The sequence below is a fragment of the Streptomyces sp. NPDC091292 genome, from assembly GCF_044757265.1.
GTDB lineage: Bacteria > Actinomycetota > Actinomycetes > Streptomycetales > Streptomycetaceae > Streptomyces.
The window spans coordinates 44,313-56,920 of sequence record NZ_JBIVUQ010000038.1 but is presented as its reverse complement, the minus strand read 5'-3'; the positions used below and the strand labels follow the sequence as shown (position 1 = coordinate 56,920).

The window sequence follows — 12,608 nt, the reverse complement described above, 5'->3', positions numbered from 1 at the left end:
TCAGCAGGGCGTCCAGGTTGTTCGTCACACAACGATCTTGGACGCCCTGTCTGCGTTCCCAGACACACCGTCAGCATTCGGAATGACTCGTCTAGACGTCCGTCCGCGAGGCCGAGCACGCGCCGCTGGTTCATCCGTAGCCCTAGGTGGAAATCCCCGACCATGAGCCCCTTAGCGGCCCGTGTGCGGTGCGCGTCGGGCAGCAGATCGGCGAACGTGTCGGCAAGCATGGGCTTGTACCGCCGAGCCGAGTAACGCTGTTCGATAGGAGCGGAGACAACCGCGTCCAGGACCGCCCCGTCAAAGTAGGGGTTGTGCAGCGCGAGGCTGAGCGAGTCCGCGAGTTGGAGTTCCGAGTACGCCGACCGTGCCACCGTGCGCAGCTCGGCGACCAATGCCGTGTCTGCGTCGGGGCCCGTGGCGGTGCTCACCTTCGGCACGGGCGCGGCGAGCCACTTCGGCCGCCCGAAATCCACTCGGCCGACCCGGTACGCGTTGCCCCGTAGTGCGGCAGCGATCAACGGGCCGGGGCTTTGGCGACGCAGCCGAGCCCAGTCCCGCGCGTCCCCCAACATGCGCAGCCAGTTCCCGTTACGGGCGAGGCTCGCCAGATGTGCGGGCGTGGACAAGAAAAGGTTGTCCCCGCCGTCGCCGGTCAGGTGGCAGACGGAGCCTGCGGCGGCCATCGTGCCGAGCTGGTCCGAGAGCATCGCCCACACGGCCGTTGACGGGGCCGGCTCGTCCGTTGCGGGCAACGGCACGTCGGTTGCCGTGAAAGGCAGGTGTCGAGGGCTGAGCGGGAACGGCGCTTGGGTCAGTCCCGGGACGGTCAGGGCTTGTGCGTACTGCATATCTCCGCCGCTGGTGATGCTCGCCGGATGCGCGGTCATGCCCGTAACTGGCCCGTGCTGTGCGGCGAGCAGCGTGACCGTGGTTGAGTCCATGCCCGCAAGATCGGTGGTCGCGGACACCCCCTCCACCCGCACGCGGACACCCTCTACGAGGGCCCGTCGCAGCGCTGCCGATGCCTCGCGCGGGGTGCGCTTACTCGGCGACCACCAGGGCGTGAACGACGGGCCGCCCTCGGTGCCGAGCGTCAGCAGATGACCGGCAGGAACAGGGGCCACGCCCGCCCACGCGCTACGGTCCGCAGCGGGGCTGTGCTTGTCCCGCAGGTATGCGGCGAGCCAGCCGGTATCGACGCGTCCGCCGGCGAGCGAGGAGAGCGCGAGCGAACTGGACCCCCATACCGGCCCGTCCGGGGAGCTGACCGTGTAGAGGGGCGAGGCTGCCCCCGTGTCCGCGAGGACTTCCACACTGCCCTGCTCGGTCAGCCGGACAACGGTATGCGAACCCGCCCACGTCCGCGCGACCGCCGCAAGATCGGGGGCCGTTAGGGCACGGGCAATGTCGTGGTCGGTGGCCGAGCACGGACCGAGTACAGCGATTCGCGCACTGCCAAGTTTCACGGTCCGGACGTGCTCGGGCCGCCAGTCTCCGCAGACCCACAGTGCGGGGTCATACCAGAGCAGCCGCACACCAACGGGCATTACGGAGGGTCGGATGCCGGGTGCGCGCCCGCCGTACCACCGTGCTTTGCGGTCTTCCATTTCGTCACCTCTTCCACCGTGAAACCGGGGGCGGCCCCCGTTGTGATCTGTCCCGCAGGGGGCCGCCTTGGTGCTGGTCTAGCTGTACGGTGTCTGTTTCCCTTCCACCGACGACGACGAGCTACCACGCGTCAGCGCGGCGGCGTCGCCGAGTACGACGACCGTCAGGGCGTCGGTCTCCTCGGACGTGCCGGGGGTGACTTCCTGGTCCATGTGCCTTCCTCCTCTCCACATGCGACGGGATCGCGGTCCCCCCTGCCGAGTAGGGGCGCCCACTCTGCGGGGCAGGGGGAAGTCATGTCAGGGCCTTGCATCCTTGGGAAGCGGGGGCACCCCAGGGCCAAGCTGGACCGCCGCAGCGGACCGGTTCCGGCGGGGAATGTCCCACTCGTAGAGCCGTTCGGCGAGCCACTTTTCCCCCACGTTCCCGAAGGAAAGAGACAGGGACGCGGCGGACTCTCCGCGCTGGTACCGCTCGGTCACCGGGGCGCCTTCTCCTCGGTGGTTTTCGGGGGTTGTGACTACGCGACGAGCAGCAGGTACGCGCCGAGCGCTGCGGCGGTGTCGTACCGGTGCTCGTCGTCGTCCGGGCTGATCGGCTCGGCGGTCTCGGTCTCGGTCTCGGTGTCGTCGTCGGGGAGTTCGACGGTCGGCATTTCTTCTCCTCGGGGGGTCTTGAGGGCGTGGGTTGCCGTGTCCGGCAGGGCGGCTACTCGTCGTCTTCCGGGGCCCCGTACAGGCTTTCCGGGGTGTGGTTGCGTACGTGCCGGTCCAGGAGCGCGCCTTGTGTCTGGTCGGGGCGCGACCGCGGTAGTGCCCGCCCCCTGCCAGTGATCACGTTTGGGGAAGCGATCCAGTCGGGGCAGGGGGCGGAGTCGCACTGGGGAGGTTTGGCCCCGGCCGTCGGACGGAGACGGCCGGGGCCAGGGGCGCCGACCCTCAGCGGTGCCCCTCTTCCCTCAGTCCTGTGGGGATCGTTCACATCAGGGCTGAGGGGGTGCCGCTCCCGCGCGATCCTCCGCAGCGCCGGGGGGACGCTGCCGCGCGGAGCGGGGGTTGGTTGGCCCGCCCAACTGCCGCTGTCTGGTTATCAGTTGGGAGGGCGCGCTCAAGGCGCAGCCTGGACCAGCTCGGGTATGTGCTTCCGGTGTCGGCCTCGCCGAGCCGGCGCCGAGGGGGACGGACTGGCACGGGCGGATACGGGCCAGATCGTGAACGAGTAGAGCCCGCTGTGATCGGCGACGATCAGGGCCCACGGGTCCCCGCCCTGAAGTTGGCGGTACGCGTCACGCCGGTCGGTGTCCGAGTCCGCCCACTCGCGCAGGCGGGTAGGTACGTCGCCCTCGGCGATGACCGCATCGGAGACGGTGCGCAGTGCCCCGACGGGACACCAGGCCACGCCGGGCTCGGGGTCCAGTGCGTCAGCGATCCGAAGTGCCCGCGCTGCTGTCCAGTCGAGGGCAGCCTTGATGAACGGGGAATCAAACCGTCCGAGGATCGCGCGGCCCACGTGATCTCGCCCGTAGATGGGGCCCTCTGCGGTGATCTCTGACCAGTACGCATGGGGGTCGGTCACGTGGTCACCCCATTGATGGTGAGGGGGTCCACATCTGCGGGCGGGTCCCACTGGACCGTGTCGCAGATGAAGCGTTCGTAACGGCGGTGCCCGGTGCGACGGAAGTGGTACTCGGCCCACGCCTCGATGTCGTCCGGGGTGAGCCCTTTCGTGGCGTCGGGCGGTTCCGCCCCGCACGGGGGGGAACCGGATACGCACTCGACGTGTGCGCGGACACCCAAGGACTCCACATGCGTCAGCGTCCATAAGAGGTGACGGAACAGCCGAGTCATCCCCATGGAGAACTCCCGCTACTGCGCTCGTTCACTTCGGCGAGAGCGGGGCGAAGTTGGTCCGCCACGGTCGCCGACCGAACGTCCGCACACAAGGCGGTCCACTCGATACCGCCCTTGGGCGGACGGAGAGAGCAGTGAGCTTCCGTCGTGCCCGTACGCGTCTCCATGACCACTCCGAGGGCTTCCTTGCGGATGTCGAACACAAGGTCACCGACGCTGAGTTGGGGTGCCTGATGTTCCGATACGTTCTTGCCGGACATGGCCCGCTCCTCTCCGTAGCCTCTCCGCTACCAAGGGCTGTCAGAGTGGCCTAGGGTGAAGTGCAGTTCAACTTGGAGTATCGGCAAACAAATTTGGGGGCCACGCACATGGCGAACCGGAAGGATCTGAATCCGGATGCTGGTCCGCAGGCAGCTCTGGGGGCACGTCTCCGTCGCGAGCGGGAGCAGCGCGGTTGGAAGCAGCGTGAGTTGGGTGCTCGGATGGGATACTCGCCGACACAGATTTCGCATGTTGAAACTGCTCTGAAGATTGCTACTTTGCCTTTCTGTCGCGCCGCTGATGTCGTGTTAGGGCTTGCAGGAACGGAGGAGAGTTTCGAGCGCGAGTGGTTGGGGATGAAGTACGGCGCGTTACTGGAAGGCTTCCCGGGGTTCATCCGGTACGAGAGCCGGGCCGTGGAGATCCGGTTCTATGAAGTGGGCGTGATCCCCGGCCTGTTTCAGACGCTTGAGTACGCGGCAACCATCGAAGAGCACAGCGTCACGCGGGGTGCGATCACACCTGAGCAGGCCCGCGAGCGGGTTGCCATAGTTGCGGACCGGCAAGCAGCCATCGACCGGACACCACGGCCACTGATTCATGCGGTTGTGGATGAGAGCTGTATCCGTCGATGGGTTGGCAGCCCTGAGATCATGAGCGCAGTACGACCGGCTGTTGGAGTTCGCGGAGCACCCGAACACGATGCTTCAGATCGCACCGTTCACCATGGGAGAGCGCAGGCCCTTCAACTTGCCGCTCTACGTCCTGACGCTGTCGGACCGCTCGCTCGTGTCCTACGCAGAGAGTGCTCACCGGGGGCACCTTGAACGGGATAGCCGCTTCGTGGGGCCCACACTTTCGGCCTACTATCAACTGCAGAAGTACGCGCTTCCGCAGGCGGACTCTGTCGCCATGATCAATGAGGTACGAAAGGGCACCACGTGACGACCACGACCGAACCTTTCAACTGGATCAAGTCTTCATACAGCGGCAACGGCGGTGCCTGTGTCGAGTGGGCTCCCGCGCATGCATCCGCCATGGGCGTCGTCCCCATCCGGGACAGCAAGCGCCCGACCGGCCCGGTCCTGACGGTCTCCCCCTCGGCGTTCGCCGGCCTGGTCGCGCTCGCCCGGTCCGCCGAACTGTAGAAACGCAACCGCACGACCCCGAGCCCCGCCGTTTCCCATCCTCCGGAACGGCGGGGCTCGGCGTGTCATCCGGCCAGGGTCACGGACAGTACGGCGCAGGTCCACACCTCCGGTGCGTGGCGGCGCTTTGTTCACGCTGCACGGACCCAAGACCCGTTCATGCTGCGGCGACGTCCGACCCCCAACAGGTCCACGGGTCGACAGCAGGCACCATTCGCCCGGTCTCAGTGCTTCGCGCCCATTCGTAGTGCCCTGTGAGGCGCCCCGTAACGATGGTGTGGACCACCATGCGGAAACGCCGGGGCGGGCGGTGGGGGAGTCGCCGGACGTGCTGGTGGTGGGGTACGAGACGGAGGTTGAGGAACATCCATGTCAGATCGTGCACTAAGCCCTCGCGGCCCTGTTCGGCACTTTGACCTGGGCTGATCGGCGGCGGAGCCTTCGCGGGTCGATGTTGTCGATCTTCGGAGGCCCCGGTGGCGGTCGAGTTCTTGTCGGATCAACAGGCAGCCCGGTACGCAGCGTTCAACGGAGCGCCGTCTCGTGCGGATTTGGAGCGATACTTCTTCCTGGATGACTCGGATCGGGAGAAGGCGCAGGCCAAGCGGCGGGCCCACAACCGGCTCGGGTTCGCGGTCCAGATGACAAGCGTGCGCTACTTGGGCCGGTTCATGCCGGACCCGCGGCAGGTGCCGGCGGGGTCGCCGAGTACCTGGCCGAGCAGATGGGGATCGCCGATGCGTCGTGCCTGAAGGAGTACGGGGAGCGTGACGGGACGGCCGGTACGCACGCTGGGGAGATCCAGGAGGCCGGGGGCCGGCGTGACTTCGCCGAGGTCCGGGACGAGCTGAGCGAGTGGCTGGACGCGCGGGCCTGGAGGGGTGTGACCGAGATACACGCCAAAGGGGCAACGAGATGATCTTGAAGCCCTGAGTGCCCGGGCCGTCACCCGTTCGGCTCAGTGTCGTTGGTGGTGATGTTGAGCGTCGTCTGGGCCTGGGGTGGGTTGTGACTTCGATCGAGCGGACCGCGTATCCGCGGTTCAAGCGGCTGATCACCGCGCACGAGCTGCATCTGTTCTTCTCGCCGACTCGCGAGGAACTGGAGTGGGCAGCCGAGGCCACGGACTGCGACGAGCACCTGCTGGCCCTGCTGCTGAAGTCGTACCGGCGCATGGGGTGTTTCCCGGCGCTGGAGGACGTTCCGGTGATGGTGGTGGACTTCGTACGGCGGGCGGTGGAACTACCGGAGAGCACGCTGCCGGTCTACCGGGCGGAGAGGACGGCCAAGCATCACCGTGGCCTGGTCCGCAAGCGGGTCGGCGTGACGTACGACCAGGCCAGGGCCCGCGCGATCGTCGAGCAGTCGATCCGCAAGGAGGCCGCGGCGAAGAACCGCCCGGCGGATCTGATCAACATCGCGCTGGAGAAGGTGGTGGAGGCCGGGCTGGAACTGCCGGGGTTCTCCACCTTCGACAAGATGGCCTCGAAGATCCGCACCGAGGTGAACGCCTCGATCTGTACGGGCATCCACGACCGCATGAGTCCTGCTCAGCGGGCGAGGCTCATGCGCCTGCTGGAGGAGCGCGACAGCGACGGGACGACGCTGTTCAACCGGTTGAAGAAGCCCGCCAAGGGCCCGACCTGGTCGCACTTCAAGAACCTGACCAAGCGTCTGGAATGGCTGGACGCTCTCGGCGACAGCGATGTGTGGATGGACGGTGTCGCCGCCGGGAAGATCACTGACTTCGCAGGGGAGGCGGACGCGGCGGATGCCTCGGAGCTGCGGGACTTCGTCCCCGTCAAGCGCATCGCGCTGGTCGCGGCCCTGACGCACAAGGCGAGGATGCGGGTACGCGACGACCTCGCGACGATGTTCTGCAAACGCGTGGCGACGAAGATCAAGAAGGCCAAGGCGGAGCTGGAGGAGATCCGGCTCGCCGAGCGGGAGATCGTCGAGGCCCTGATCGGGAACTACCACACCGTGCTCAAGCACATCGACGAGGGCGGCCCGGCCCAGGAGGCGCTCACGAAGGCGGCGGCCATGACCGCCGAGACCCGTCAAGCGCTGGATGGCCTGGACGAAGAGGCGTCGGTGGACGAGGTCGCGAAGCGGCTTCAGGGCCGAGTCTCCCCGGCAGTGATCGCCCTGGTGAAGGCCCAGATGGTGCAGGTCGGCGGGCTCGGCTCGGTCACGCGGGCGGTGGAGGGTTTCGGCGGGTTCGCCAAGCAGTACGAGCAGATCGAGAAGGTCTCCGCCCACCACGGCAACTTCTGGGAAGTGCTGTTGTACGGGCAGATTGGCCGGGACCGGGCGGTGATGTTCGACCTGGCCGGTGCCGAGAACCTGAAGTTCACCGCGACCAGCGAGGACAGCCGGGTGCTGGACGCGCTCGCGCACGCCCAGCGTCACCAGGCGGCCCGAGGCGAGTACATCACCGCCTTCGATGAGGAGGGCAAGGAAGTCGACATCTCCTTCGCCACCCAGAACTGGCGCAAGGCCGTGGTCGACAAGACCCGGAGTGGGCAGTTCGTCCGCAAGCACTTCGAGGCGATGGTCTTCACCGCGCTGGCCGAGGAGCTGCGTACCGGCGACGTCGCGGTGGTCGGCTCGGAGGAGTACGCCGACTGGTCCGAGCAGCTGCTGGACTGGGAAGCAGTGCAGGAGACACTGGGGTCCTACCTGGTGGAGGTCGGCCTCGCCGAGCCGGGCGAGAGCGCCGAGTTCGACGCGAAGTTCTTCCGTCGGCAGCTGGAGGACAAGCTGCGGAACGCTGCCGCGGCGGCGGACGCCGGGTACCCGGAGAACGAGGGCCTGGTCATCGATCCGGAGACGGGCATCCCGTCGCTGAAGGCATTCCGCGCCGACGGTCAGCGGCCCTCGGCGAAGCGGCTGGAGCAGGAGATCAAGGCGCGGATGCCGGAGCGTTCCCTGATGGGGATCGTGGCCCGCACCGCGTACTGGGTGGAGTGGTGGCGCTGCTTCGGCCCGCCGTCGGGCAACGAGCCCAAGCTCACCGACCCCTTGGGCCGCTACGTCATCGTCACGTTCGTCAAGGGCACCAACATGGGTCCCTACGAGGCCGCCCGGCATATCCCCGGCGTGTCCGGGCATGAACTGTCGTACGTCGCCAACAAGCACTTCTCGATCGTGCTGCTCAACGAGGCGATCGCCGACCTGGTCAACGCGCACGCCCGCCTGGACATCTCGCAAGCGTGGGGCGACGGCACCGCCGTGGCGGCGGACGGCACCCACATGGACACCTACCTCGACAACCTGCTCTCCGAGACGAGCGTCAGGTACGGCAAGCCGGGCGGCATCGCCTACCACCACGTCTCGGACACCTACATCGCGCTGTTCACGCACTTCATCCCATGCGGCGTCTGGGAGGCCGTCTACATCATCGAGGGCCTGCTGAAGAACACGAGCGAGGTGCAGCCGACCACGGTGCACGCCGATACCCAGGGCCAGAGCTTCCCTGTCTTCGCGCTCGCCCACCTGCTGGGCTTCGACCTGATGCCCAGGATCAGAAATTGGAAGGAACTGACCTTCTACCGGCCCTCCAAGACCACGGAGTACGTGCACATCGACGCCCTGTTCGGCGAGGCCGGGAAGAATGTCATCGACTTCGACCTGATCGAGACCCAGTTCCGCCACCTGATGCGTGTAGCCGTCTCCGTACGCGAGGGCGCCATCTCCTCCTCCACGCTGCTCAAGCGGCTGCGGTCGGGGTCGCGGAAGAACGCCACGTACGCCGCGTTCCGCGAGGTCGGCCGCGTGATCCGCACCGTCCAGCTCCTGCGCTACCTCTCCGACGCACCGCTTCGCCGGCGGGTGACCGCGGCGACCAACAAGGTCGAGTCGTTCAACCGGTTCTCCCAGTGGATCGGCTTCGGCAACCGCGGTGTCATCGCCGACAACGACCCCGTCGAGCAGGAGACGGCGATGAAGTTCAACGCGCTGCTCACGAACGCGGTGATCTTCCACAACGCCCTGGACATCGCGGAGATCGTCCGGCAGCTGCTGGACGAAGGGTGGGAGATCGACCCGGAGGACCTGGCCCACATCTCGCCGTACCTGACCGAGCACATCAACCGGTGCGGCGAGTACTCCACGCACGAGCTCGGCATCCAGCCCGACGCGTACGACCCGAAGCTCGACGTCGACTTCACTCCGCTGCGCGAGCGGGACCTGCCCGCCGCCGGCCTCGGCCAGGCCGCCTGAACCAGCGAGGCGCCCACCCACCTGGTGACGTGCCTTCAGCAGCGCGGGGTGTCGAAGGTGTAACCGAGCAGCGGGCGGGCGGCGCCGAGGCCGGCGGCTGCCAGGAATGCGGTCGACGGCGGCTTGCTGGGGGGCATCGCGGGTATGGCCGTCCGCGGCGACCCGCCGACGGCCGGGCACGGTGGCCAGCGGGTGGCCGATGCATGCGGGGAGACGTTGCCCAGCTCGCGGTAGATCTTGCCGACGTGACAGACCGGCACGGTGGGCGCTTTAAGGGCTTTGCGTTCTTGGCGTCGGTGACGTCGGCCGTGGCGGGGCATGAAGTCCACTGTCAGTGGCAAGTGTCGGCCCGGGAGACGTGGGCTCCTACTGACCGCCGGTCCGAAAACACACATCGATGGCGAGGAGAACCGCTCCTCGCCATGCTCAACGTTTAGCGCACTGGGGGCCTTGCGGCAAGACCCCGGTGGTGCCGCAGAATCGTCGGCCTGGGCCGGGAAGTGGCCCGGAATCGTCGATAGCGGGAGAATCGCAACGTGCATGTGCTTTTGTCGACTTATGGGTCACGCGGGGACGTCGAGCCGCTGGCAGGGCTGGCGGCACAGTTGCGGGAGCTCGGTGCCGAGGTGCGGGTGTGCGCGCCGCCGGATGAGGACTTCGAGCGGCGATTGGCCGAGGTTGGGGTGGTGCTGGTGCCGGTCGGTATGTCGGCGCGGGCATTGACGAAGTCAGCGCCGCCGCCGTCGGCGCTGCCCGAGCGTGCCGCCCAGGTGATCGCCAGCCAGTTCGAGGTCGTCACCGCGGCGGCTGAGGGATGTGACGTGTTGGTGGCGACCGGCATGATGCCGGCCGCGGCGGGTGCGCTGTCGGTGGCCGAGAAGCTGGGCATCTCCTCGGTGTCCGTGACGTTCCAGCAGCTCACCCTCCCCTCGCCGTACCGACGGCCGCTGGAGTACGCAGGTCGGTCCTTTCCGCTGGAAGTGACTGACAACCGCATGCTGTGGGAGCTGGACGCCGAGATCAACAACGAGTTGTTCGGTGCGGTGCTCAACACCAACCGGGCGGCGGCCGGCCTGCCGCCGGTCGACGATGTCCGCGGCTACGTCACGGGCAGTCGGCCGTGGCTGGCCACGGACCCGGTCCTGGACCCGTGGCAGCAGGCCCCTGGTTTCACGGACTTTGACGTTGTGCAGACCGGGGCGTGGATCGTCCCCGACGCCAACCCGCTCCCGCCCGATCTGATGGCGTTCCTGGACGCCGGCGCGCCACCGGTGTACGTGGGCTTCGGCAGCATGCCCATGCTCGCGGCGACGGACGTCGCCCAGGGGGCACTGGCGGCCGTCCGGGCGCACGGCCGCCGCGTGATCATGGCTCGCGGCTGGGCGGACCTGGATGTGCTCGATGACCGGGACGACTGCTTCGTCGTCGGCGAGGTCAACCAGCAGGCGCTGTTTCCCCGGATGGCCGCCGTTGTACACCACGGCGGGGCGGGAACGACGACGACGGCCACCCTGGCCGGCGCACCGCAGGTGGTGGTGCCCCAGGCAGCTGACCAGCCGTATTGGGCTGGCCGGATCGCCGACCTGGGCATCGGCGTCGACCACGGCGGTCCGGCGCCGACCGGCGAGTCCCTGTCGGTCGCGCTGGCGACGGCTCTGAACCCTGAGACCCGTGCGCGTGCCGAGGCCGTGGCCGGACGGATCCGGACCGACGGGACGGCGGTGGCCGCGAAGCTGCTGGTCGACGCGTGCGGTTGAGCAGGTACGGGCCCGGCGCGGCGGGCATCTGTCGATCTGGTTGACAGCAATGGTGAGATATAGAGCTCGCCTCGAGAGGGCGGTATGTGCCGTGATGTCGCGTCTGTCGCCACCAGAACGTGCGGGACCGAAATTTCGCGCTGACCAGAGTGGTCTGCCGCGCTGGAGCGTCACCGTGGGCGTTCGCCAGTCCTGGAAGAGCGACTTGTCTGACGAGCGCGGGGCCTTGATCAAGTTCGGCCGAGGCCAGGTCGTCGACTAGAAGCGGCCCACCGCGATGAAGACCGCGACCGCGAGGTAGACGATGTTCACCGCTACGAGCTTGTACTGGCCGAGGCGGCCGTGGGTGACCATGGCGCCGACCATCAGGGCGATCCAGCAAGCGGCGGTCACCGGGACCATGACCGTTGCTATGCCGAGCGCCTTGGGCAGGACGAGGCCGACCGCGGCCAGGAGTTCGAGGGCTCCCAGGGCCCTGATGGCATTGGCGCCGAATCCCGCGGTCCATTCAGCGCCGTGGATGGTGGCGAGCTTCTCCTTCGGGATGAAGGACTTCGTAATGCCCCCGGTGAGCGCGACCAGGGCGAGCAGACAGGCGGTGATCCAGAGCGCGAGGTTCATGACCCCTCCTTCGATGCAGTCATTGCGCTGATATGCCGGCCCGGGGTGGGTGATCCCGGCCGGGCGGTGGTCGGTGTGCTGGTCATTTGGCCATTCCGGCGAACTGGCCGGGCTGGTAGGCGCCTCCGGGGTTGCGCACGATCACGTTGAGTCGGTTGTTGGCGTTGATCATGGCGATCAGGGAGACCAGCGCGGCGATCTGGTCGTCGTCGTAGTGCTCGCGCACCCGACTCCAGGTCTCGTCCGACACGCCCTGGTGGGCGTCGGCGATCCGGGTGCCTTCCTCGGTCAGTGCCAGCGCCGCGCGTTCGGCGTCGGTGAAGACCGTGGACTCGTGCCAGGCGGCGACCAGGTTGAGGCGGGTGGCGTTCTCTCCGGCCGCCGCGGCGTCCTTGGTGTGGTAGTCGACGCAGAAGCCGCAGCCGTTGATCTGGCTGGCGCGCAGCATCACCAGGTTCTGGGTGTCCGCGGGCAGCGGCGAGTCGACTATCGCGAGGGCGACGTTGTAGATCCTCTTGGCGATCTTGGCGCCGAGGTCGTTGGCCAGCAGGTTGAATCGGGGTTGCATGGTCTGTGTCCTTAGTCGTGGGTCCGGGGGCCGAGCTGGTGCTTTGCGTGGCGTCGTGCGGATCGTGGTTCGCCGACTACCCGAGGCGGCCGGGCTCGTAGTCACCGCCGTGTTGCCGGACGATGACGCTCATGCGGTTGGTCGCGTTGATCAGGGCGATGAGCATCACCAGATCGGACAACTGGTCCTGGGCGTAGTGCTTGGCGGCGTCCGTCCAGACCTCGTCGGTGACGCCGCCGACGGCGTCGGCGATGCGAGTGCCTTCCTCGGTCAGTGCCAGCGCCGCGCGTTCGGCGTCGGTGAAGACCGTGGACTCGTGCCAGGCGGCGACCAGGTTGAGGCGGGTGGCGCTCTCTCCGGCGGCCGCGGCGTTCTTGGCCCAGACGTCGGTGGCGTAGCTGTCGCCGTTGATCTGGCTGGCCCGCAGCAGTACCAGCTTCTGGGTCGCGGCGGGCAGGCTCGACTCCTGAAGGATCGTCTTGCTCGCCGTGCCGAAGTGGGCGGCGGCCTTGGCCGCGGTGGCGTTCGGGTTACCGAGCAAACTCAAACGAGCGGTCATGGTGTGCTC

Annotated in this window: 12 protein-coding genes and 2 pseudogenes; 5 read left to right on the top strand and 9 right to left on the bottom strand. The window is 67.7% G+C overall.

The genetic code is table 11. The features are described 5' to 3' along the window. The 5 genes from ACIQNU_RS43365 to ACIQNU_RS43345 all read right to left on the bottom strand — a co-directional run. Positions 1-1,550: albusnodin/ikarugamycin family macrolactam cyclase (locus ACIQNU_RS43365; RefSeq protein WP_401378141.1), on the bottom strand; the 1,550-nt coding region annotated here is incomplete at its 3' end. A gap of 138 nt (positions 1,551-1,688) precedes the next feature. Beyond that, a complete protein-coding gene (locus tag ACIQNU_RS43360; protein WP_401378122.1) occupies positions 1,689-1,823 on the bottom strand; it encodes an albusnodin family lasso peptide in 135 nt (44 codons plus the stop codon). Positions 1,824-2,131: 308 nt separating this feature from the next. Beyond that, positions 2,132-2,266: a hypothetical protein gene (locus ACIQNU_RS43355; RefSeq protein WP_401378120.1), complete on the bottom strand. Its 135-nt coding sequence runs from the start codon at positions 2,264-2,266 to the stop codon at positions 2,132-2,134. Positions 2,267-2,718: 452 nt separating this feature from the next. Next, entirely contained in the window at positions 2,719-3,186 is a 468-nt protein-coding gene (locus tag ACIQNU_RS43350) for a hypothetical protein (RefSeq protein ID WP_401378118.1), read from the bottom strand. Next, positions 3,183-3,416, bottom strand: a complete 234-nt coding sequence (locus ACIQNU_RS43345) for a hypothetical protein (protein WP_401378116.1) — start codon at positions 3,414-3,416, stop codon at positions 3,183-3,185. The genes ACIQNU_RS43350 and ACIQNU_RS43345 overlap by 4 nt, the downstream gene beginning before the upstream one ends. Before the next feature lie 413 nt (positions 3,417-3,829). On the opposite strand from ACIQNU_RS43345, the pseudogene ACIQNU_RS43340 reads away from it, so the two are divergent. From ACIQNU_RS43340 to ACIQNU_RS43325, 4 genes and pseudogenes are all read left to right on the top strand, one after another. Further along, a pseudogene (locus ACIQNU_RS43340) lies at positions 3,830-4,667 on the top strand (helix-turn-helix domain-containing protein). Further along, entirely contained in the window at positions 4,664-4,870 is a 207-nt protein-coding gene (locus ACIQNU_RS43335; protein ID WP_401378114.1) for a DUF397 domain-containing protein, read from the top strand. Before ACIQNU_RS43340 ends, ACIQNU_RS43335 begins: the two are co-directional and overlap by 4 nt. A 476-nt stretch (positions 4,871-5,346) precedes the next feature. Next, positions 5,347-5,747 (top strand): annotated as a pseudogene (locus ACIQNU_RS43330) (DUF4158 domain-containing protein); the annotation flags it as partial. 131 nt (positions 5,748-5,878) lie between these two features. Continuing rightward, positions 5,879-9,094, top strand: a complete 3,216-nt coding sequence (locus ACIQNU_RS43325; RefSeq protein ID WP_401378112.1) for a Tn3 family transposase — start codon at positions 5,879-5,881, stop codon at positions 9,092-9,094. Between the two features lie 35 nt (positions 9,095-9,129). Here ACIQNU_RS43325 and ACIQNU_RS43320 read toward each other — a convergent pair whose 3' ends face one another. After that, positions 9,130-9,354, bottom strand: coding sequence for a hypothetical protein (locus tag ACIQNU_RS43320; protein WP_401378109.1), 225 nt, complete (start codon positions 9,352-9,354; stop codon positions 9,130-9,132). Between the two features lie 282 nt (positions 9,355-9,636). On the opposite strand from ACIQNU_RS43320, the gene ACIQNU_RS43315 reads away from it, so the two are divergent. Further along, entirely contained in the window at positions 9,637-10,851 is a 1,215-nt protein-coding gene (locus ACIQNU_RS43315) for a glycosyltransferase (protein ID WP_401378138.1), read from the top strand. A gap of 258 nt (positions 10,852-11,109) precedes the next feature. Here the strand turns inward: ACIQNU_RS43315 and ACIQNU_RS43310 are convergent, their stop codons facing one another. From ACIQNU_RS43310 to ACIQNU_RS43300, 3 genes are all read right to left on the bottom strand, one after another. Then, on the bottom strand, positions 11,110-11,472 hold the full coding sequence (locus ACIQNU_RS43310) for a DoxX family protein (protein WP_401378108.1): 363 nt from the start codon (positions 11,470-11,472) through the stop codon (positions 11,110-11,112). A gap of 82 nt (positions 11,473-11,554) precedes the next feature. Then, positions 11,555-12,040, bottom strand: a complete 486-nt coding sequence (locus ACIQNU_RS43305) for a carboxymuconolactone decarboxylase family protein (protein WP_401378105.1) — start codon at positions 12,038-12,040, stop codon at positions 11,555-11,557. Positions 12,041-12,116: 76 nt separating this feature from the next. Then, positions 12,117-12,599: a carboxymuconolactone decarboxylase family protein gene (locus tag ACIQNU_RS43300; protein ID WP_401378103.1), complete on the bottom strand. Its 483-nt coding sequence runs from the start codon at positions 12,597-12,599 to the stop codon at positions 12,117-12,119. Positions 12,600-12,608: the final 9 nt, after the last annotated feature.

Coding starts and splice junctions, on each gene's coding strand:
- ACIQNU_RS43300 (WP_401378103.1), bottom strand. CDS start 12,599: ATGACCGCTCGTTTGAGTTTGCTCGGTAACCCGAACGCCACCGCGGCC.
- ACIQNU_RS43360 (WP_401378122.1), bottom strand. CDS start 1,823: ATGGACCAGGAAGTCACCCCCGGCACGTCCGAGGAGACCGACGCCCTG.
- ACIQNU_RS43310 (WP_401378108.1), bottom strand. CDS start 11,472: ATGAACCTCGCGCTCTGGATCACCGCCTGTCTGCTCGCCCTGGTCGCG.
- ACIQNU_RS43355 (WP_401378120.1), bottom strand. CDS start 2,266: ATGCCGACCGTCGAACTCCCCGACGACGACACCGAGACCGAGACCGAG.
- ACIQNU_RS43305 (WP_401378105.1), bottom strand. CDS start 12,040: ATGCAACCCCGATTCAACCTGCTGGCCAACGACCTCGGCGCCAAGATC.